This window comes from Chitinophaga sp. CF418, assembly GCF_900142925.1.
Lineage (GTDB): Bacteria > Bacteroidota > Bacteroidia > Chitinophagales > Chitinophagaceae > Chitinophaga.
In genome coordinates this window covers 104,147-126,524 of the sequence record NZ_FRCN01000021.1, presented here as the reverse complement: position 1 = coordinate 126,524, position 22,378 = coordinate 104,147, and the positions used below count along the sequence as shown (strand labels likewise).

Annotated in this window: 20 protein-coding genes and 1 pseudogene; 16 read left to right on the top strand and 5 right to left on the bottom strand. The window is 45.1% G+C overall.

Annotated features, from left to right (window positions below; translation table 11 throughout):
• Both F3I09_RS33120 and F3I09_RS33115 read right to left on the bottom strand, forming a co-directional pair.
• A pseudogene (locus F3I09_RS33120) lies at positions 1-215 on the bottom strand (hypothetical protein); the annotation flags it as partial.
• Positions 216-357: 142 nt separating this feature from the next.
• Positions 358-606, bottom strand: a complete 249-nt coding sequence (locus tag F3I09_RS33115) for a hypothetical protein (protein WP_149699340.1) — start codon at positions 604-606, stop codon at positions 358-360.
• Between the two features lie 655 nt (positions 607-1,261).
• On the opposite strand from F3I09_RS33115, the gene F3I09_RS33110 reads away from it, so the two are divergent.
• The 15 genes from F3I09_RS33110 (at position 1,262) to F3I09_RS33040 (ending at position 18,288) form a co-directional block, all read left to right on the top strand.
• Entirely contained in the window at positions 1,262-1,561 is a 300-nt protein-coding gene (locus F3I09_RS33110; protein WP_149699339.1) for a hypothetical protein, read from the top strand.
• A 75-nt stretch (positions 1,562-1,636) separates the two neighbouring features.
• On the top strand, positions 1,637-2,584 hold the full coding sequence (locus F3I09_RS33105; RefSeq protein ID WP_149699338.1) for an AraC family transcriptional regulator: 948 nt from the start codon (positions 1,637-1,639) through the stop codon (positions 2,582-2,584).
• A gap of 95 nt (positions 2,585-2,679) precedes the next feature.
• A complete protein-coding gene (locus tag F3I09_RS33100; protein ID WP_149699337.1) occupies positions 2,680-3,420 on the top strand; it encodes an SDR family oxidoreductase in 741 nt (246 codons plus the stop codon).
• Positions 3,421-3,459: 39 nt separating this feature from the next.
• A complete protein-coding gene (locus tag F3I09_RS33095) occupies positions 3,460-4,212 on the top strand; it encodes a glucose 1-dehydrogenase (RefSeq protein WP_149699336.1) in 753 nt (250 codons plus the stop codon).
• A gap of 37 nt (positions 4,213-4,249) precedes the next feature.
• Positions 4,250-4,603 carry a hypothetical protein gene (locus F3I09_RS33090; protein ID WP_149699335.1) on the top strand — a complete coding sequence of 118 codons (354 nt, stop codon included), beginning with the start codon at positions 4,250-4,252 and terminating at the stop codon, positions 4,601-4,603.
• On the top strand, positions 4,604-5,002 hold the full coding sequence (locus F3I09_RS33085) for a hypothetical protein (RefSeq protein WP_149699334.1): 399 nt from the start codon (positions 4,604-4,606) through the stop codon (positions 5,000-5,002). It abuts the gene before it with no gap.
• Between the two features lie 538 nt (positions 5,003-5,540).
• A complete protein-coding gene (locus F3I09_RS33080; protein WP_149699333.1) occupies positions 5,541-6,533 on the top strand; it encodes a hypothetical protein in 993 nt (330 codons plus the stop codon).
• A 219-nt stretch (positions 6,534-6,752) separates the two neighbouring features.
• Positions 6,753-9,002: a TonB-dependent receptor gene (locus tag F3I09_RS33075; RefSeq protein ID WP_304487143.1), complete on the top strand. Its 2,250-nt coding sequence runs from the start codon at positions 6,753-6,755 to the stop codon at positions 9,000-9,002.
• 1 nt (position 9,003) lies between these two features.
• On the top strand, positions 9,004-9,459 hold the full coding sequence (locus F3I09_RS33070) for a thioredoxin family protein (RefSeq protein WP_149699332.1): 456 nt from the start codon (positions 9,004-9,006) through the stop codon (positions 9,457-9,459).
• Between the two features lie 130 nt (positions 9,460-9,589).
• Complete coding sequence (locus tag F3I09_RS33065) at positions 9,590-11,857, top strand: histidine kinase dimerization/phosphoacceptor domain -containing protein (RefSeq protein WP_149699331.1); 2,268 nt, start codon at positions 9,590-9,592, stop codon at positions 11,855-11,857.
• 179 nt (positions 11,858-12,036) lie between these two features.
• Entirely contained in the window at positions 12,037-13,443 is a 1,407-nt protein-coding gene (locus tag F3I09_RS33060; RefSeq protein ID WP_149699330.1) for a sensor histidine kinase, read from the top strand.
• On the top strand, positions 13,436-15,532 hold the full coding sequence (locus tag F3I09_RS33055) for a histidine kinase dimerization/phosphoacceptor domain -containing protein (protein WP_149699329.1): 2,097 nt from the start codon (positions 13,436-13,438) through the stop codon (positions 15,530-15,532). The genes F3I09_RS33060 and F3I09_RS33055 overlap by 8 nt, the downstream gene beginning before the upstream one ends.
• Position 15,533: 1 nt before the next feature.
• Positions 15,534-16,973 carry a sigma-54 dependent transcriptional regulator gene (locus tag F3I09_RS33050; RefSeq protein ID WP_149699328.1) on the top strand — a complete coding sequence of 480 codons (1,440 nt, stop codon included), beginning with the start codon at positions 15,534-15,536 and terminating at the stop codon, positions 16,971-16,973.
• 505 nt (positions 16,974-17,478) lie between these two features.
• Entirely contained in the window at positions 17,479-17,964 is a 486-nt protein-coding gene (locus F3I09_RS33045; RefSeq protein ID WP_149699327.1) for a hypothetical protein, read from the top strand.
• Between the two features lie 27 nt (positions 17,965-17,991).
• The gene (locus F3I09_RS33040; RefSeq protein ID WP_149699326.1) at positions 17,992-18,288 is read left to right on the top strand and encodes a hypothetical protein; all 297 of its coding nucleotides are present in this window, start codon (positions 17,992-17,994) and stop codon (positions 18,286-18,288) included.
• A 9-nt stretch (positions 18,289-18,297) separates the two neighbouring features.
• Here the strand turns inward: F3I09_RS33040 and F3I09_RS33035 are convergent, their stop codons facing one another.
• The 3 genes from F3I09_RS33035 to F3I09_RS33025 all read right to left on the bottom strand — a co-directional run bounded on the left by F3I09_RS33035 (position 18,298) and on the right by F3I09_RS33025 (position 21,464).
• On the bottom strand, positions 18,298-19,359 hold the full coding sequence (locus F3I09_RS33035) for an ATP-grasp domain-containing protein (protein WP_149699325.1): 1,062 nt from the start codon (positions 19,357-19,359) through the stop codon (positions 18,298-18,300).
• 78 nt (positions 19,360-19,437) lie between these two features.
• Entirely contained in the window at positions 19,438-20,190 is a 753-nt protein-coding gene (locus F3I09_RS33030) for a hypothetical protein (protein WP_149699324.1), read from the bottom strand.
• 32 nt (positions 20,191-20,222) lie between these two features.
• Positions 20,223-21,464 carry a multidrug effflux MFS transporter gene (locus F3I09_RS33025; RefSeq protein ID WP_223233460.1) on the bottom strand — a complete coding sequence of 414 codons (1,242 nt, stop codon included), beginning with the start codon at positions 21,462-21,464 and terminating at the stop codon, positions 20,223-20,225.
• Between the two features lie 145 nt (positions 21,465-21,609).
• On the opposite strand from F3I09_RS33025, the gene F3I09_RS33020 reads away from it, so the two are divergent.
• Positions 21,610-22,338, top strand: a complete 729-nt coding sequence (locus tag F3I09_RS33020; RefSeq protein WP_149699323.1) for a YoaK family protein — start codon at positions 21,610-21,612, stop codon at positions 22,336-22,338.
• Positions 22,339-22,378 lie beyond the last annotated feature (40 nt).

The following is a 22,378-nucleotide window of genomic DNA, read 5'->3' as shown; positions in this document are numbered from 1 at the left end:
AAAATCTTTAGTAATACTTTGGGATGGTAGCTACTGGCTCCGCCTGTCTTGTATTCAGCAATTAGCTTGCTAATATCAATTTTATCAAGAATGGCCGCCACGATCCTCACCGGATGATTGGATGCCACCATATCATTTAAATCAAGCGGAAGTAGCGACAGCTGATTCTGGTGAGTAGCTTTAAATGTTACCGTAAGACTTTTTCCTCTTGCCATAACATTAAGATACGATCTACTTTCCACAACAATAAAAAAAGGGCCGTCTCATTTTTTATTTATGAGACAGCCCCTTGTATTTTACAAAGCTCTATTTGAAATAAGCTAGTACGAGCTTAGTTCTAATTGAAGTTGAGCTGAATTAAAAAGTAGTGGTTGTGTATGTTGGACAACCTGTTGTGGTTGGAGCAATTGTATAGTTAACTAAACCTATTGGTTGAGGTACATCTGTGGTAGTAAACAGGAAAGTGCTAGAGTTAGTACACAGACGTTTTGCAGCGTCTGTTGGATAGTATAACCTAGTTGGAATCCTGGTTGCTTTAAATGCAAATGCACCACCTACTACTGCCATAATTGCAACCGCAGAAAGAATAACTTTTGCTTTTTTCATGGTCAAAGCGCCTTTATAAATCAAAAGGCTAAACTTAGCTTTTTGGATTAACGCCTACTCTTTTCTAATGGTTTTCGGCTACCCCATTTAATACCCCACAAGGAGGCCTATCCTGGCCAGGACAATATTTTATATTAAATAATTATCAGAGTAAGTTACTAGCATAATACCGGATTACAGGTTTCTCAAAGCCATCTCGTCACAGGTTCTCCCTATGGCTTGGATATTAAAAATATATTATGCGGAAAATCGTTTACGGGTAACAATTTTGTTTTTCATTAATATTCTCTTTAGCGTTCGGAATGGAAACATGTATTTAGTTTTAATGGTGAGATCATTGACATCTCTAAACCAAAGATAAGACTGCTATATGTGCTTTTACTTAGGATGGGAACCTCAAACTTTGGAGATCGGATAAAAAATAATAGATACCGGACCGTTTATTTACCAAAAAAGTTCTGCTTGCAAGGACAGAACTTTTCGGTATGAAAAAAGCTGCTAATATCATAGTGGATTACAGATGACCTACTGCAGCATACCTGCAATTTAAATGACTCATAAAGCAGCCTGCTTAGGAGACAGCAATAAAACTTAGGAAAGCCTGTCACGTTTTTATACCCCCGACTGTCTATCTCTATATAAAATGTATAAAACCATGATAACAGTAAAAGTAACTTACACAGTAAAACCGTCCTTCGTAGCCCAGAACCTGGAAAACATCGCCACCTTCATGCAGGACTTCAAAGCCATGGGCTCCGAATTCCTATACACCATCTACACCGTCGGCAACACCTTTACCCACCTCTCCCACTACAAAAACGAAGAAATCCAGGCTGCAGTGCTCAATACACCCTCCTTCAAAGCCTTCCAACAGCAACGAGACGACAGTGGCCTTGAAACCCCTTCTCAAATCGAAATATTAAACCTGGAAGCCAGCACAAGAGAGGTCTTATAATGATTAGGGGTTATATGTTACAAGGAAGCCGGAACCTTTTGTAACTTTAACCCCATCTAAACCTCCTCCGTTACCATGACCAGGCAGAAAGCAACCGACAGGCCCCCCGTTTTTAACAATCTGATCGAGAATTACGAGTATCTCGGCTTGCCCGTAGACCTGATCGACCCAAAAAACGACTTTACGATCCATAAACTCATGGATATCCACGGGGAACTGCCTTTTAAATCCTGCGTATACAGGGCGAATTTTTATTCTTTTCTGTTTATAAAGGACGGGGAGGGAAGATATACCACGGACGACCTGGAGTTCAATACGAAACCCAATACTATATATTTTACCAATCCGGGGCATTATAAGTCTTTCGAATGGCATTGCCTGAAGGAAGTCTACCTGGTGACGATGAGCGAGTCTTTCCTGAAGGAGAACGTCCATGCGAATATATTCGAGGAATTCCCTTTTCTGCTGGCAGAAACGGTCCCTGCCAGGGTACTGGAGCCGGAGGTGTTTGCGGAATTTGAGCCATTGTACCTGCAGATATATAAAGAGTACTTCTCGAACTCTCCTTATAAGAATAAGATGATAGGGAACCTGTTCGTAGTATTATTACTAAAGATAAAAGAATACTTCTGGGAAGATTACAACCCTATCTATGAAGGGAACAGGAGCTCCCAGATCGTTAAGAACTTCAAAAGAACCCTGGAAAAACATTATCGTGAGCTAAGCACAGGAAAGGCTAAACGGGTTTTCAGAGCGCAGGACTATGCCAATGAGCAAAACCTGCATCCCAACTATCTGAACAATGTGATCAAGGCCAAAACGGGTAAATCTGTCAGCACCTGGATCATCGATAAGACTATTACCGAAGCCAAATCACTATTACAGAATTCCGCCACCCCTATCAAGCAGATTGCCGACCAGCTTGGATTTGCAGAGTCAGCGCATTTTAGCAATTATTTCAGGAAATATACCGATACCACACCCGTTTTATACAGAAAACATCTCGGAACAGGGGTGTCTTAGATTTTTACAACTAATAGTGTAAATCTTGCACTTTTAGGGCGTGTTTATGTTCCATCTTTGTTATGTCAATAACGACAAGCAAAAACAAGCGAAACATGAACACGCTAACAAACAAAGTAATCTTAGTAACAGGCGCATCAAGAGGTATCGGCGCTGCCATTGCCCGCAAACTTTCATCAGAAGGTGCGAAAATAATCGTCAACTATGCCGGTGGTAAAGATGCCGCTGACCAGGTTGTAGCAGACATCAAAGAAAAAGGTGGCGACGCAATCGCTGTACAGGCAGACGTCAGCAAGAGTGCAGATGTTAAGAACCTGTTCGATGCAGCTATCGCACATTATGGTAAGATCGATGTATTGGTGAACAATGCCGGCATCATGATCCTTAAACCAATCAAGGACACTACAGATGAAGATTTCGAACGCCAGTTTGATATCAACGTAAAAGGCACCTTTAACACGCTTCGCGAAGCAGCTACCAGACTGGCTGATAAAGGATCCATCATCAACTTCTCTACTACCGTGAACCGTGTGATGATACCTACCTACGCAACCTATGTAGCTACAAAATCAGCAGTAGAACAATTTACCCGTGTATTCGCAAAAGAAATGGGCGCCAGAGGTATCAATGTGAACTCTGTTTCTCCTGGCCCAACCAGCACCGATTTATTTATGAACGGAAAATCACAGGAAGTGATAGACCGCCTGGCATCTATGGCTGCTTTTAACCGTCTTGGTAAGCCTGAAGAGATTGCAGAAGTGGTGGCATTCCTGGCAAGTGATGCCGCTAGCTGGATTACCGGACAAAACATCGGCGTAAACGGTGGAATGGCTTAATTAAAGTACAAACAACAACAATTAAAATAAATGTCAATCATGAATAGCTTAAAAGGTAAAGTAGCAATCATTACAGGATCAGCAAGAGGATTAGGTAAAGCCATCGCAGAACGCTACGCTGCACTGGGCGCAGACATAGTAGTGAATTACTCCAGGGACAAAGCATCCGCAGACGAAGTAGTAAGTAACATCAAAGCCATGGGTGCTAACGTGATCGCAGTACAGGCAGACGTTAGTAAAGTAAAAGATATAGAACGTCTGTTCGCCGAAGCAAAAGCCGCTTTTGGAAAGATCGATATCATAGTAGCGAATGCAGGTATAGAACTGGTAGAAACGCCGGTAACAGAATTCACAGAAGAGCAGTTTGACCGTGTGTTCTCCATCAACACCAAAGGTACTTACTTCACTATGCAACAGGCTGCAAAACATGTGGAAGATAATGGACGTATCATTTACATCGCATCCAGCACCACTTCCTTCCCTGTTCCTGGTATGGCCGTATATGGCGGTAGTAAAACCACTCCCCGCTACCTGGTAGATATCCTGTCTAAAGAGATCGGTCACAGGGGCGTTACAGTGAACTCTATCATTCCTTTCGCTGTAGACCACTCCGGTATCTTCGTAGATCCTGAGGCATACCCTGAATTAAGAAAACAACTGCTGGACAGCTGTCCGATGGGCCGCCTGGCAGAAGTAGAAGATGTGGCAAATATTGCAGAATTCTTCGCAAGTGATCTTTCTTCTTTCGTATCAGGTCAGCATTTACTGGTAAACGGCGGAGCCACAAACTAAGCCTCCGCCTGCCATTCACTCTGAAAAAATAGCAACAATGTTCGTCAAAATATTAAGTACAGCACTGGTCCTGGTGATTGTGTTTATGGGCCTGAAGCAGGGATGGGCAATGATCTCCGGTAAACCGGAAATGGCAGCAATGCTGGGCCGCTTTCGCTTCAACAGGCCGGCTGTATTGATCAATGGGATCGTGACAATGCTAAGTGCAGTGCTGATCTTATTTCCGAGAACCTTTGTAGTTGGAAACTTCCTCATAGCGGCTGCCATTTTACTGATCCTGTGTTTGCAGTTATCTTTAAAAGATCTCAAGGGCGCCGCTATAGAGCTACCTTTCCTCCTGATGAATCTGACCGCTATTTTTCTACAGCACCCACTCGCTAAAACCAACTAAATGAGGATCTTCATCTATACAATGGCATTAGTGATATGCGCATTGACTGCTAAAGGACAAAGTAAATCCGATACAATGAACACTGATAAACTGACCAATACAACCGTTAAAAAAGCGATCGACGCATTGCAATCTGCCGATAGCAAAGCCTGGTTCGATTTATTTACAGCAGATGCTGCCTTGTATGATGATGGTAATAAAATGAACTTCAGAAGCTTTTTCGAAAAAGCATTTGGGCATGAACGCTTTACCAGCATTGATAAAGTAGAAAACAACGGACTGGATCTCTATGGAAGGTTTCACAGTGACCAATGGGGCGACTTCAAGGCCTATTTTAAGTTCCATTTTAATGCCGCCGGAAAGATCCACAGGCTGGATATAGGACAGGCCAGCTACTAATCTCCAATATATTTCGGGAACAGGTGTTCGTCAATCACCCTACACTCAAAATTGACACAGCATTCCTTTACAAAGGGGTGCTTTTACCTTTTCAGCCTTCCATCATCAGATCTCATTCCCCAAAACTTATCTAACTGCTTTTATACCATAAAGTTATCATGAAGCCCTTGCCGGCTGTTAATCCTGAACCAGTTATTTCTGTCTTATTTACTCCGGGATGAGCCAACTTACCAGACCAGTATCACGCCGTGGGATGATGGTTGTCAGTATCCGGAAGTAACCAGGGGCGTAGCTTTGTATTATAATTAATTCACATTCAATACAAAGCTTTTATATCCTATGCCCTATACTTTCCTGCTGATATTATCCATCGCTTTGCAGGTTCCCATGGCGGAAAAATGATGAAGGATAACAAAAAAAGCAGGCTCCCCGGGTATATTCATCCCGGGGATTTCTTTTTTTTGTGTAAATTAATGGGCCAACTGAAATTGTTACCCGGCAGCTCAAGAGGGTCCGATTTGATAAGTTAGAAAACGATATGAGAAAAGTACTATTTATCCTATTGATTCCATTCACCGCATTCGCGCAACAGGTTGTTATTACAGGAAAAGTACCGGATGCACCGGATAGTATCGATGTATTCGTCTATAAGCCGATCGGAACATATTTCAATTCACTCTATAAACAAAGCGCCGGAAAAGTCATCAATCACGAGTTTACGTTGAAAGTGCCAATGGACGCACCTGGTTATATCACCATAGAGAACAAATACGTAAAGTCTGTCCTCTATGTAGAACCGGGCGATTCCGTGGACATTGGCATCAGCCGGGAAGGCAGCGTGGGTAAAAAGATCTATTCAGGCAGCAATGCCGCAGGGCATGACCTGTTCAATAACGATACCCCCCTTTCCTCCGACCACCTGAGCAGCGCCATGGACTATGTCATGGATACCGCCAGATCTGTCAATGGGGCCCTCTGGGGGATGCGCTCTACCTTGTTCGACCTGAAAGCCCCTCTGTTGGTACACCTCAGAAAAGGCCAGATCTCCGTGGGATTCTATGAAAGTATGGTAACCACCTTGGAAAGTCGCCTGATATACTACCTGCTGAACAGCGCCGGCAAACGCCTGGAAAATCCTGGCGACCGGAAAAACAATGCCCTGAACGAAAAAGAACTGAAACAGGTTGTTCAGGACGCCTCAGACCTGTATGATCCATTTGATACTAAATATGTTGCCAGCCCCGGTGTGGACCTGCTGGTCGCTAAAAAGTGCTACCTCATTAAAAAAGGATATATCAGAGGCGGCGCTTCCATGGTCGAATTCTGGCAGCACTTTGATGAGTCATACAGGCTTTACGCCTACGCCCCCATCAACCTGCATGAAATGATGGCAGGTAACGAGTTCCTGGCCAATATCCCTGACCGCAATAAGGGAAATGGTGCTCAGATAGAGCTTTTTTATTACTTCAAAACCAACTTCCCTAAGAGTGGCTACATCCCGGTAGTCCAGGAATTGCTTAGCCGGAAATAATAAATTCCGTTTTAAATGCCTTGTTCGTTGCTGGTGTTTTTACACCGGTACGGATTGATATTCAATTTACTTTCTCCTGAAATTACCAGACTATTGACTTAAGGAGTACAACTTTCTGAATAAATAATTAGATTTGTCTAAAATAATAATTTAGATAAGGCTAAATAATATTGAGAAATGATCCGTACTTGTACTTTTGTATATTTAAAAATATCTTTATTGATATCTGTTGTTTGCCTGGGGTTTCCCTCGGCAGGCACAGCGCAATCGGCTACCGGTACTATCAGCGGGAATGTGCTGTCTGAGGGACAACCGGTATACCTGGCCAATGTATACCTGGCGGAGAATAAAGCCGGCGTGGCCACCGATTCTACCGGCTTTTTCCGGTTGAACAATGTAAAAGCAGGAACTTATACCCTGAGAACCTCAGCGACAGGCTTTACCTCCCATTCCAGGAAAGTGACCGTTACCGCAGGCGGAAAGATTTCCCTGCAGATCAAGCTACAACAGGACGTAACCAAACTGAATGACGTGGTAGTTACCGGTACCCTGAAGCCGGTTAGCAGGGCAGAAAGCCCCGTACCAGTGGAAGTGTACACTCCAAAATATTTTCAGAAAAATCCTTCTCCCTCCCTGTTGGAATCCATCGGTATGGTGAATGGTGTAAGGCCCCAGCTGAACTGCAACGTTTGTAACACAGGAGACATTCACATCAACGGGATGGAAGGTGCATATACGCTGATCCTGATAGACGGTATGCCTATTGTGAGCGCCCTGTCTACTGTATATGGGCTGAGTGGCATTCCCATGAGTATGGTGGAACGCATAGAGGTGGTAAAAGGCCCCGGCTCCTCTTTATACGGCTCTGAAGCGATGGGAGGTATCGTAAATGTGATCACGAGAAATCCCTTAAATGCCCCACTCATCAGTGCCGACGTATTTAGTTCCAGCTGGGGAGAGTATAATATAGATGCCGCCATGAAGGTTAAGGCAGGCAATGCATCCGGACTGTTTGGCGTCAGCTGGTTTAACTACCAGCACCCGAAAGATAATAACGGGGACGGGTTTACCGACCTGACCTTACAAAACCGTATCTCCGTCTTTAATAAATGGACCTTCCGGCGGAAGGATAACCGGCAGGCTAGTATTGCTGCCAGATATGTATATGAGAACCGTTGGGGTGGAGATATGAGATGGAGTAAAGCATGGCGCGGTAGCGACAGCATCTACGGAGAAAGTATCTATACCAAAAGGGTAGAGCTGATCGGCATGTACCAGCTTCCTGTAAAAGAAAAGATCATGCTGCAATACTCTTACAACAGACATGAGCAAAACTCTTACTATGGTAAGATGCCCTACATGGCTACACAACATGTGGGATTTGCACAGCTCTATTGGGATAAACAACTGGGGGAAAAGCATAACCTGCTGACCGGTATATCTTACCGCTATACCTGGTATGATGACAATACTCCCGGTACACTTTCGGAGGATGGCAAGATCAATATGCCTGCTAAAACGCCTTTGCCTGGCGTCTTCATACAGGATGAATGGTCATTTGCCAGGAAACATAAACTCCTGCTGGGCTATCGCTACGACCATGACAAAAATCACGGTAGTATCCATTCTCCCCGTATCGCTTACAAGTGGACGCCTGATGAGAATAATACAGTCAGGGCGAGCCTGGGTACTGGTTTCCGCGTAGTAAACCTGTTTACGGAAGATCATGCCGCATTGACCGGTTCCCGGCAGGTGGTGATAGCTGAAGCGCTGAAACCGGAAAAGTCTTACAACGCAAACCTGAACTATGTGTTGAAGATCCCAATGAATACAGCCTTCATTAATCTTGACGCTACCGGCTTCTATTCTTATTTCACTAATAAGATCAACGGCGATTTTGATACTGATCCCAATAAGATCATCTATGATAATCTGCGGGGACATGCAGTATCACAGGGTATCTCGCTGAATGTGGATGCCGCTTTTGCTTTCCCGTTGAAAGTCCTTGCCGGTGTCACCTACATGGACGTATACCAGATAGATGAAAATGCAGCGGGCATTCCGCTGAAAAGCAGACAAATAGATGCGCCTAAATGGGCCGGTACTTTTACTGTCAGCTATAGCCTGCCTGCCGGCTTCGGGGTAGATCTTACCGGTAACTGGACTGGTCCGATGCGGCTGCCCATACAACCTAAAGACTACAGGCCCGAATATTCGCCCTGGTTCCTGCTGGCTAATGCACAGGTTACAAAGAAGTTTGCTAAAGGTTGGGAGGTATATGGTGGCGTCAAGAATCTGCTGAACTATATACCTAAATATGCATTAATGAGACCTTTTGATCCTTTCGATAAGCATGTAAACGATCCGGTAAATAATCCTAATGGATATACATTCGATACCGAATACAACTATGCGCCATTACAAGGGGTGAGAGGATTTCTGGGAGTGAGATATAATCTGTTTAAATAAAATGATCCATAAGATTTTCATCTGCATAATATATAGCATACTGCTAACAGCACCGGTCCTTGCACAACAGGGACCGGTTACCTTTGCCCACCTGCAGGATAGTATGGTAGTACATCCGAAACCTATTGTCATTAAGATCTATACCGACTGGTGCAGTTATTGTAAAATGCAGGACATGCAGATCAAACGTTCCCCTACGCTACAGCAACTGCTGTCAGAAGATTATTACTATGTGACCCTGAATGCAGAAAGCCGTCAGCCCATTGTTTTTAATGATACAACCTATTCCTTTATACCCTACGGCACACAAGGTATGCATGCCCTGGCAGCGAAGCTGATGCGGCATCATACCGCTTATCCGGCCTGGATTGTGCTGGACACATCTTATCGAATGAAAGCCTTTTATACCGGTATGTTGAAGGATAAATTACTCCTCGAATTCCTTCGCAACTATTGAATATAGCCGCGCCCGGCAATTGCTGTTTTATCGATTCTCTTGTACATATTATCGAATAGAAAGAATTATTAAAAACAATATCGGATTATTGTAGCTGCCTACAGCTGCAGGGACAAAAACTAGTTAATTTATGTATAGGCTACCGCTGGTCTTCCATATCATGCTTTTGGGCATACTACCGTGTATGGGCCAGCCTGAAACCTCTGTCCCTGCATTACAGCGCCAATTGCTGAAATCCACTACTGATACTCAAAGGATTAACATATTGTTGCAACTTGGTAATGTCTACGTGAACAGGGTAGGTGAAAATACAGCCGATCTGGACAGCGGGTTATTATATATAGGACAGGCCGCCCGGATCAATGCACATGTGAAAGATCCTCATTGGGAGGCCAGATGCTTTTATTCCTACTCCAAAGCCTACCGGGAGAAAAAAATGCTTGCCGAAGGGGAAGCCGCCATCCTGAAAGCCAGGGCTATCTTGCAGACCGCAGACCAGCCCGAAGATCTTGGTGATGTATTGATGGAGAATGGCAATTATTACACAATTGATGCAGAACCACAGCTGGAAGAAAAGATCCGCTTATATGAGGAGGCGCGTGTTCAGTACCACAAGGCCGGCGATAAAAGAAAGGAAGCCTATGCCATAAGAATGACCGGCGATTGCTACCATTGCTGGGGCAAATTCAGGGAAGCCGTGGAGATGTTAAATAAGGCGCTCGCGCTCTATAAAGAAACGGGAAGAAAAGATGTTCAGGGATTGTACGATCTGCTGGGTATTATAGCAACAGGTACCGGCGACTACAGCCTGGGCATGACTTATGGGCTGATGGCCCTAAAAACGGCGGAAGAACAACATGACAGCAGCCTGCAGCTCTGTACTATTTACAATAGACTGGGTATTACCTATTTTCAGCTGGGCGACTATAAACAGGCGCTGGAGAGCCTGCGCAAGGCGCTGAAAATTGCCAACCGCTACAAAGACACAGCATCTATACTGGTGGTGAGCACAAATATTGTCGGTGCCTATCTCAAAATAGGGCAGCCGGAAGCAGCCATCGCTTTGTTGAACAATATTGTAGGAATATACCGGCAACCCATCTTTAAAGACCGTATCTGGATCTCTGCCAATTTGGTGAAATGTTATACGGAAATGCACCAGTATGATAGAGCCAAAGTGTTTATTCCATGGCTGCTAAGCCACTCGCGGGAGATGTCGGCATATAATTATTATCAGACGATGATCTATGATGCCCTGATCAAATATTACCTGGCCACCCGGCAATACGTGGACGCGTCTTACTATTGCTCACTGCAGGACGACGTATGTAAAAAGATAGGATTGGTCAATGTGCTGTCCGATAATTATTTACGCTGGTTTCAGGCAGATTCCGCGCTAAAGAATTATCCCGCCGCTATCAAACATTACCAGGAGTATAAGATAATGAATGACTCATTATTCCAAGTAGCGAAAGCCGGCCAGATCGCCAGGTTACAGGTGCAGTTTGACATAGACAAAAAGGACAAGAACATCAGGCTGCAACAACAGAATATTGAGCTGCTGACCCGGCAGGGATTATTGCAACAGTCCGCGCTGAAACAAGCCAGGCTTACCCGTAATGTGATCATCCTCGGAGCCACTCTGCTATTGCTGCTGTTGCTGGCGGGTTTTAGCCGCTACCTGACAAAACAGAAGAACAATAAGCAACTGCAGCAGAAACAGGATGAAATTTATAAACAGAACCTCTCCCTGCAACAGCTGATCAATACCCAGGATAAACTGCTGGAGGAGAAAGAATGGCTGGTAAAAGAGATCCACCACCGGGTGAAGAATAATTTACAGATCGTTATGAGCCTGTTGAATACCCAGGCCGCCTACCTGCATGATGCTGATGCCCTGGAGGCCATTAAGGAAAGTAAGCACCGTATGCAGGCTATTTCCCTGATCCATCAGAAATTATATCAGTCAGAAAATATGGCGCTGATAGATATGCCGACCTATACCCGTGAGTTGATCGGTTATCTGAAAGATAGTATTGAAGGTGTACAGCGGATTTATTTTGATCTGCAGATTGCCCCGGTGCAGCTGGATGTGTCCCTGGCGGTGCCGGTCGGTCTCATACTCAATGAAGCACTTACCAATGCCGTTAAGTATGCTTTCTGGAAAAACGAGAAGGGGATTGTTACTGTATCATTACAATGCACATTAGACAGTCAGTTAATACTCAGTGTTTCTGACAACGGACATGGTTTCCCGCCAGGATTTGATGTGTTTACACAAGGTTCTATGGGCACCCGTCTTATGGAAACGCTTGCGGAACAACTGGAGGGCACTATCAGCATCCGGGAGGAGCAGGGCGTGTCAGTGATCGTGTCATTTAAACAACAAATAGGATAAAACGGGGTGCATAATACATTGCCTGGACGTAAAAAATGTTGTACTTTTCCTGTCCCTCAGGATTCGAGCCAATCTTTAAAATATAATGCCAACTAGCCGTCTCAGTATAAAACAAGAACAATTAGCGCAAATAGCAGAAAACAACCGGTCATAGTAGAGATGTATTTAAATATTAACTTATGAATAGGCTACTGTTGCTTTCCTGTTGTATGATTGGTTACTTGTTTCAGTGTGTGGCACAGGATAAACTATTCCCGTCAGAAGTAATGTTGCAAAGGCTGTTGGATGAAGCTCCGGATACAGGGGACAAATTTATGTTGGTGAGGGCGAATATCCGCTATGCACCTTTTATGGGAATGGAATGGGGAGGCACTGATAGCATAACCATGTATACATCATTGATCAGGTATTATCTGGACAAAAAGCAATACGAAACTGTCCGGCAGTATGCTGCTGCACTGGCGGTAGCGGCACAACGGGATGGACGGCTGGAAGTGCTTGCCCGGAGTTATGCCTGCTGGTTTAAGGCCGATTCCGCAATGGGCCGCTACCAGGATGCCATACGGCATTACCAGTTGTATAAATCATCACATGATTCATTGTTTAATATAATGAAACGCCAGCAACTGAACCAGTTGGAGATCCAGTTTAAAACGGAACAGAAAGACCAGGCACTGAAACTGAAACAACAGAATATTGAGCTGCTGACCCGCGAGGCACAGCTGCAGGATGCCAAACTGCAAAGGGCCTGGTTTATCAGGAATGTGATCTTTGGAGGGGCTGGTATGTTGCTGCTGCTGCTCCTGCTGGGATTTAACCGGTATCAGTTGAAACTGCGCAGCAACAGGCAGATGAAAGAGCAACAGGACGAGATTTATAAACAGAACCTCTCCCTGCAGGACCTGATCAGCACTCAGGATAAACTGCTGGAAGAAAAGGAATGGCTGCTGAAAGAGATCCACCACCGGGTGAAGAACAACCTACAGATTGTTATGAGCCTGTTGAATACACAAGCCGCCTTCCTGGATGATAAAGATGCCCTGAATGCCATCAAAGAAAGCAGATGCAGGATGCATGCCATCTCATTGATCCATCAGAAGCTATACCAGTCGGAGAATATGGCCCTGATAGACATGCATACCTACATCCACGACCTGTTGATATACCTCAAAGATGGATTCACCGGCATCAACAGGATCAATTTTGACCTGCAGATCGCTCCCATCAAGCTGGATGTATCGCAGTCCGTGCCTGTGGGGCTGATCCTGAATGAAGCGATTACCAATGCCATTAAATACGCCTTTACCAGTAATGGAACCATCCTGGTTTCCCTGCAACAGACAGGGGACCAGCAGCTGACGCTGATTGTTGCTGATAACGGGAAAGGACTTCCGGTTGAGGGGGGAACGCCTCATAAGAAGTCGATGGGAATGATGCTGATAAAAACATTAACTGAACAATTGGAGGGAACTTTGAACATACAGAGCCATAATGGTGTAATTATTACTGTCAACTTTAAATACCAGGAAAAACAAGCTTTTACCGGACCGGTAGAATTTGAGGAGGAAATCACGAACTATGCCTGAAAAATATGGGGATCATATTAGCACTTACTATAAATGGGTACGGTGGCTCTATTTTGTGATATTATGTTCATGGCCCACTGTGGTAACAGCGCAATTTAGTTTAATACAATCACTTTCTTCCCGGCAGAAGGTGCAGTATCCTGTTCCGGAAGGTGTCGGAGATGCCTGGATGGAAGTTGCAAGAGGGTATGATACCTATTCAGAAAATGAGCTGACGCAAAAAATTGCCTGTTATGAATTGGCCATTCCGCTGTATAAAATGGCTGCCAACAAACTCAAACAGGCAATGGCATTACAAATGCTGGGCGACTGTTACAATCACCAGGGGGTGCTGCCGCCAGCGCTGTCAGCATCGGAAAAGGCATTGGCCGTGTATAAGGAGATTCAGTACCCCTCACTGCAGGGTATTTATGATCTGCTGGGAAATGTGAACAGCCAGATGGGCAATTACGAAATTGCACTAATGAACGGCTTTATGGCAGTAAGGACAGCAGAAAAGCAACAGGATACTTCCCTGACGCTTTGCACCATTTACAACCGGCTGGGACTTACGTTCTATCACCTGGCAGATTATATACAGGCGCTGACATATTTTAAAAAATCATTGGGTGTAGCAAGAAAATGGAATGATACGACTTCCATTCTTACCCTGCTCCCGAATGTAGCCAGCACACTGCAACGTCTTGAAAGGCCGGAAGAGGCCATCCACATACTGGAGGATATGGAGAAACGCTATCACATTACTTCCGACGAAGACAAGGTTACTTTGTCTGCAGGGCTGGCCACCAGTTATACCAGTCTGGGGCGGTATGAAGAAGCGTATGTTCGTGTGAAGAAGTTAAAATGCTTATCCAGGAAGTTCGGCGCATTCCATTATATGCAGGATGGAATATATGCTGCTATGATCAATTACTTCCTGGCCATAAAAGATTACCAGAATGTAAAATTGTATGGTAAGAATTATGAAGTCTATTGTAAAAAAGGAGGATATGCCCCAGAGCTGTTAAATGACTACAGGAGCCTTTTTCGGGCAGATTCTGCCCTTGGAAATTATCCTGATGCTATTGTCTATTATCAGCAATATAAATTACTACAGGATTCCCTTTACGGCGAAGAGAAAACAAGGGAGATCGCGCAGCTGCAGATGCAATATGACATGGAAAGAAAAGATCAGGATCTGCTCATGAAGGAACAGAGTATACAATTGCTGACCCGCAAGGGGCTGCTTCAAAAGAGCGATCTGCAACGGGCCCGCCTGGAAGGAAATGTGATCATTGGAGGCACCTTGATGCTGGTGATATTGCTGGTACTGGGCTACAACCGTTATCAGCTGAAACAGAACATCAACCGGCAATTGCATTTACAGCAGCGGGAGATCCGTGAGCAGCATAACTCCCTGCATGTATTGCTCTATACACAACGTAAACTGGTGGCAGAGAAGGAATGGCTGGTAAAAGAGATCCATCACCGGGTGAAGGATAACCTGCAAATCATTATGCGGCTGCTGAACGCACAGGCAGCCCACCTGGACGATGAAAATGCGCTGGCTGCTATCCATGAAAGCCGGCACCGTATGCAGGCTATTTCCCTTATTCACCAGAAATTATATTCGTCAGAGAGTATGGCCGTCGTTGAGATGGATATATATATCAGGGAACTTGTTGCATATTTTGAAGATAGTTTTGCCGGATTACAGCAGATTTCTTTTGATTTGCAGATAGCAGATGTATATCTCGAAGTTTGTCAGGCGGTACCAATCGGACTGATCTTAAATGAGGCCATTACGAATTCATTCAAATACGCGTTCCCGGCCGGTGGTGAAGGTACCATAACAGTTAACCTGCAGTATATCTCGGAAGATGATGTGCTGCTATCTGTGAAAGACAATGGGAATGGACTACCAGTGGATTTTGAAAAAAGAAGACATGCCTCCATGGGGATCATCCTCATGGAAACATTAAGTGAGCAGCTGGAGGGAAAACTATCCGTTAAGAATAAGGATGGAGTGTCCGTCTTTCTGATATTTAAACCACAACACAATAGGGAAAAAGTTCCCGGCTTACTGAAATTAGTAAACAAAACTGCTTAGTATGGAAGAAAAAATTATGATCGTAGAAGACGAGCTGATTGTTGCGGGCGATATACGTTTAACACTGGAGCGAGCTGGCTATAAGGTCTCAGGCGTGGCCCGTTCTGTACACAGAGCCCTGGAGATCATAGAAACGGAAAAACCAGACCTCGTATTGCTGGATATCTACCTGAAGGGTGACCAGACAGGCATAGACCTGGCCGTTGAACTGAATAAAGTAAACATACCTTTTGTATACCTCTCTGCCAATTGCAACCGTCAGGTGCTGGAAGCTGCAAAAGTGACACAGCCCTATGGTTTTATAGTGAAACCTTTCAGGGAGAAAGACCTGCTGGTGACGCTGGATATTGCCCGCTACCGTTATGAGCACAACCGTGCGCTAAAAGTACAGCCGGGTAATGGACAGCAGGCAGAACCTCCGCGCCTGCCGGCATTCCATCCTGATAAGGTTGTGGAAGCGCAACATGACGCCCTGCCGCTTATTCCCAATTTTGAAGGCATCATCGGGCAAAGCGCTCCCATGTTACGAGTATTTGAACTGATCCGTCAGGTGGCCCCACTGGATACTTCTGTACTGATTTTGGGAGAAACCGGTACCGGCAAGGAAGGAGTGGCGAACTGTATTCATAAGTTGTCTCCACGCAAAGCAAAGCCGTTCGTCAAAGTGAACTGTGCCGCCCTGCCTACGCACCTCATAGAATCAGAACTTTTTGGTCATGAGAAAGGCGCTTTTACCGGGGCATTGGAAAAGAGGATCGGAAAGTTTGAAAGAGCAGATGGAGGCACTATTTTCCTGGATGAAATAGGAGATATGCCGGCAGATCTGCAGGTAAAACTATTGCGTGTATTGCAGGAAAAGGAAATTGAAAGGATCGGTGGCAATGGCACCCTGAAAGTCAACGTACGTATTATTGCGGCTACCAACCGTAATCTGGAAAAGGAGATCGCTGAAGGGCGCTTCCGTCTGGATCTGTATTACAGATTGCACGTGTTCCCCATTATGTTGTCAGCCCTGCGTGAGCGCCGGGAAGATATTCCTTTACTCATAAACCATTTTATACGCTTATATGCTGCCGCTACAGGAAAAATGGTGGAAGGCGTTGCTCCGGCTGCATTAAAGCAACTGATGGACTACAGCTGGCCGGGCAATGTACGTGAGCTGCAGAACCTCATAGAAAGAAGTGTACTGCTGGCGCGTGAAAGTATTATCAGGGAAGTATCATTGCCGGTACCTTCCAAAAAAGAAACAGTAGTGGTGGCTGCTGACACAGATATTAAGACAATTGTAGAATTAGAAAGAGAACATATACTTACTGTACTGAAAAAGTGCAATCACAAAATATCTGGCCCGGGTGGCGCTGCAGAATTACTGAATCTGCCGCCTTCTACACTGGCCTCAAAAATGAAGAAACTTGGTATTGTGAAGAGACATACTCTATAGTGTCTCCATAAAAAGTACAACAGAACAGGTAATTAGGCAATTGACATTCAGGCGCTATGAGGGTAGTTTTGTAGAGAAATCAACAAACAGTAAAGACAGGGATTAACGGACAGGAAACAAATAGGTAAAGAAGATGAACAAGTGGGTTGGCAGTGTGTGACGGGAGTCAATGGGTAGCTTATAAGGATAGTGAGCAATCTGTAGACGATAGGCAATAGTTCATAGAAGATAGCGCTTAGAAATGAACAATAGCCCAATCAGACATAGTTAAATAGCCAGGAATATTAACCGGTGTTTTACTATGGACTATTAGTCTATCGACTATGGAGTGCCGCGCGGAATGTGGTGAGCTGCGGCATTATTTTCAAAGTATATCCTTCCTTTTATTCATACAGTGGAGCTTGATTGTTAATGGCCGTTTCTCTCCAGGAACGGTCCTTTTTTTACGGCAGGCTGCAGGGGTAGTTCGTATATTTGCCTGGAGTAGCCCTTAACACCTGAATATATGGAAGATAAATCTATTATTGCCGACAAGCTCGATGACCTGGAAGAATTGTTGCTGCCAAGAAGAAGGACACTGTTAACCTGGTGGTTGAAGATATTCAGTTATTTCTTTTTGTTCGCGGGAATAGCTGCTGTAGGACTGTACCCTTTGATGTTCCTGATGGGAAACGACTATAGGGTGGCTTTGTATGGATTGGAAAGTTCGGACCGGAGTTCTTTCATCACGTTGGCTGTAGTAGTATTGTTTCTCCTTAAAGGAGCTGCTGCTTATGGTTTACTCCTTGAAAAGGACTGGGCCATTGAAGTAGGGTTGGTCGATGCAGCAGTGGGGATTCTTGTATGCCTGTTTGTGGGTTTGTATACCATGTTCGGCACCGGCAGCTATATTGCTTCTTTCAGACTGGAACTTGTTTTGTTGATCATTTATCTGATCAAGCTGTTGAAAATACAGGCAATATGGAAGAAAAGTCCGGCGGGCTACAAATAATTATTTCTATCATTCAAAATAACAGATATGGAACACCATTATGACACCGTTTCCAACGCCATTAACGCTCTGAAGCGGCAGGGATACACCGTTGATTTTAACCTGGAAGGAAATTACCTGGTAAATGCAGAGAATAAAATAGAGGTAAATGATTTTAACATTGTGGATGTATATCGTTATGAGGGCAATACTGATCCGTCTGATGAGGCAGCAGTTTATGCCATTGAATCTACCAATGGTATAAAAGGTATACTTGTAACGGGGTATGGCGCTGCCTCTGATACTTTTACCAGAGAAATGCTGGAAAAACTGAAGATGAAATAGCTTCCGATATTACAACCGCCATTGCTGCCGCAGCATATTTACCAGCAGGTCTGGAAAGCTCCAGCCTATTTTCCTTGCTGCCAATGCAGATAGACTGTCCTGGTCCCGTCTGTGAGGACGGGCGGCTCCGGTCATATTGGGTTTCATATTCAGATCGAAGATGAAGTAATTGCCCTGCTCATCCTGCCGGCAATCTATTCTCACAGGCGCTTTCGCTCCTACCAAAGCTGCAGCAGATTCGCACTGTTTACAGATAGCAATGATCTTTTGTGATTGTAGCTGGGCATCGTCCAGCACCCTGCTGTTATGGACAACGGCAATAGTTCCGTTGTAAGGAGCTACGCCGTTCTGGTGATTAAACCGTTCTACGGCTGGCAGGCTCCAGTAGTTGATCCTTTCCTGGCAAACGCCTTTGATCTCATATTTACCAGGTGGCATTACCGTAATAGTCACTTCCTGTCCCTGCAGGAATTTTTCTACATAAACAGCGCTACCGTATTTTTCAGCACTTAGCATCTCCTGCAGTATCGTATCCAGTTCCTCTTGTGTATTGGCAACGCGTACGCCCTCACTTCCCCTGCCGCGTATGGGTTTGGCCACCACCGGAAAGGAAAAGGTCAGCTGATAATCGGACAGGTTGTCCTGGCTGATCAGAACGGCGGGAGGAATAGGGAGATTGTTCTTTTGTAGTAGCTTGTTGGTCGCCCATTTGTCGTCGTACAGATCTGTATTGTGGGGCAGTTGTCCTACGGCGGCAATGCCCTTTTTCAGAAATGCTTCCACGGGATGTCCGTTATACAAGATTGTATTCAGCCACAGTACCTGCGCGCCTTTAGCCAGGGCATGCAGTATGCCGGCTTCAGTGTCGGGGAATACCCAATCCAGGTCAATAGAAAGTTGAGGATGGATCACAGGGGTACTAACCAGCACTTGTTTTTCACGTAGCGCATAGGCAATATCTGCACCACTATCTGAATAGCCTCCGGGTTTCATAGGCTTGAGAATGCCATTCCTGGCAGGTGGCTGCTGCGCCTGATAGAGCAGGGCGACTGGGGTCCCGGTTATTGACATGGTCATTTTTTTCTAACGTGTTTATAACGTGAATGTATAAAATTTTACATTCACCTGGCAGCAGTGGGAGCGGCGGTATCAGGGTTGTGCAAGTCTTCTTGTCAGCCTCTCATACCTGGCCGGCTGCACAAATATCAGGCTGTTATGATCACTGTACCTCACCAGCCGCTCTTTTATATCAGTGCTCATCAGTACTTTATTCAGTAAGAGGTAAATAGCGGTGTTGTCTGGTGTGCAGCCTTTGGTGTTGGAGAACGTAACCGTATGCAGCGTGTTGTCTAGTTTGGCGTAGATCGTATACTTGGTCTCAAAGGTGGAGATCTGTTTGAAACCATAACAGACCTCCAGTTTGATATTGTTGTCGGCCAGAATGCCCTGCATGGCAGTAGTGATCAGATCACTATAGTTAACAGGTTCGGCGATGCATTCGTCAGATAGAGGCGCAAAGACTTTGTTATATTCCAGCACAGCTATTTCCGGAGAAGCCGCAGTACTTTTCAGATATTCACCGGGAGCATGGAGCTCCTTTTTGAAGGTTTCCATATCATTGGCAATACGGATGTACTCCTGTACGGTATACCCCGACTTCAACACCGGTGTTGCTTCATGATCGCTTTCCGTTGTACTTCTGCCGGAGGTCAGTATCTGCTGAGGCCATGTTTTGGCGATATTACTCTTCAATACATGGAACTCAGCTTCCGTGATGGGATGACGCGTATACCTGTAATTGCCAATATCTACATTGATCTTCAGATCGAAGTTCTTATTGGCAGAATGCCTGTTACATTGAAAGCTCAATAGGGCAAGCAGAAATAAGAAAGTCTTTTTCATAGGATATATGGCTGACTGCAAGATAGCATCTTTTAATGAATGGCCACAGCCTCACTACCTTCATGTAATAAAACAGGGTTGGTGATGCGTGTACGTCCTACCAGCAGCATTGTTAACGACAATACAGCAGTAGCGGCCATGATAAGGGTCATGGGCACAGCGGTGGTCATATCAAACAGACTGCTTATCGTAGAGGCGAGCCCGCCGATACCCATCTGCAGAGCGCCCATCAGCGCAGCGGCACTTCCTGCATTCTTTTTAAAAGGTGCAATACTGAGTGCAGAGGCATTCGGATTTACAAATCCCAGGCAGCTCAGGAAGAGGAACAGGATGAAAATGGTAGAACCTAATCCCAGCCATCCCATATAGGTGCCTATACAGAAAACGATACCGACAATTGTCTGTCCAAGCAGGGCAATACGGATGATCTGCTCACTGCGGAAATAACGTAGGGTCAGACTGTTCAACTGGCTGGAGCCAATAAATCCGACAGACAGGCCTGCGAAGATCCAGCCGAAGTGCTGTTCAGATACATGGAAAATATCCATGAACACTACGGGAGAAGAGGATACATACACAAATAATCCTGAGAAGGCAAGTGCACCTGTTAATGCATAAGTATAAAACTGGGGCTCCCGCATTACCGACCAGAACCCATTAATAATAGGGCCCGGTTTCAGTGACATAGATGTATCCGGCTGATGGCTTTCCGGCAGGAAGAAAAAGCAGGCCAGCATCAGGAGAAAACCCATGAGTCCCAGTACGACAAATATCACCTGCCAGCCCCAGGCTGCCGTAATGTATCCGCCAATGGTTGGTGCCAGCATAGGAGATGCGCCGACTACCAGCATGAGCAAAGCAAATACTTTTGCACTGTCTTTTATCGGGAAGAAGTCGCGTACCATCGCTACTGAAGCCACGGCGGCAGCACAGCTACCGATGGCCTGGATAAAACGTATCGCAACGAAGAAATCGAGTGATCTGGCAACGATACAGCCGGCGGATGCCAGGATGTAAACCGTCAATCCTGCATAAAGTGGTTTCTTTCTGCCGAAACGGTCCAGCAACGGACCGTATAGTAATTGTCCGGCAGATATACCGATGAAATAACTGGCCAGTGAAAGCCCAATCCTGGCTGTGGTTGTATGCAGGTCTTCTGCAATGGCCTGATAACCGGAAAGGTACATATCGATTGAAAATGGCCCAAGGGCTGTCATTGTTCCTAGTATAAGTATCAGCGACCAATACTGTCGGGTCGTCATATTAGCTTCCATTATTCGTATTTAAGAGTGCAAAATTATTTAAACATATCGAGAAATCTCAATCTATCTATTTCAAGACAGGATGAGAGACGTAAAACAGGAGGAAATACTGGCATTACTCTTGTCGGACGCATCATCGCATTAACCAACTTCTTTTATGCTTCGTGATATACCCGGGCAACGCAGCCTAAAAAAGAATCTGCTATTGGCTTCCTCTACGGCATCTGTTGCTGGTATGACCAATGTAGTCGGTGTAATGGCCTTCTTATCTTTTGTATCCAATATCACAGGCCATGTTGCTACCCTGGCCGGAAAAATTACGGAGCGGGATCTGGCAGAAATATACACGGTGTTGTACTGGCTATTCATGTTCTTCTTCGGCGCTTTCATCTCCAACTTCATTGTCAAATCCCTGGACTATAGAAGCGCTTATGTTGCACATGCCACGCCGATCGTACTGGAGATCTGTATTCTGCTGGGAGTGGCCGTCTATGGCAATGATGTGTACAATGGCAGTGATATACAGCGGGAGACGATCACGGGAGCCGTGCTGTTTTGTATGGGCTTGCAGAATGGCCTGGTATCGAGGATTTCCGGGGGATTGATCAAAACATCCCACCTTACTGGCCTGATTACAGATCTGGCGGGTGAATTGTCTGATCTTTTACATCCGCAGGTGGAGAATACCCGTGCATTGAGAGAGAAGATCTATATCCGTATTACGGTGCTGGCATTTTTCATTATAGGGGGGATATTGGGCGGTTGCCTGTTTAACCTGATAGGGATAGCTACTTTTTTTGTGATCCCTTTAGTGTTGCTTACTATCCTCCTTTATGACATATACCCGGTATTGTTACACCGTGTAAGGAAGTGGTGGATTACCTGAGAGAGTACGTTAAAATTATGCCAGTTGAACGGAAATTCAA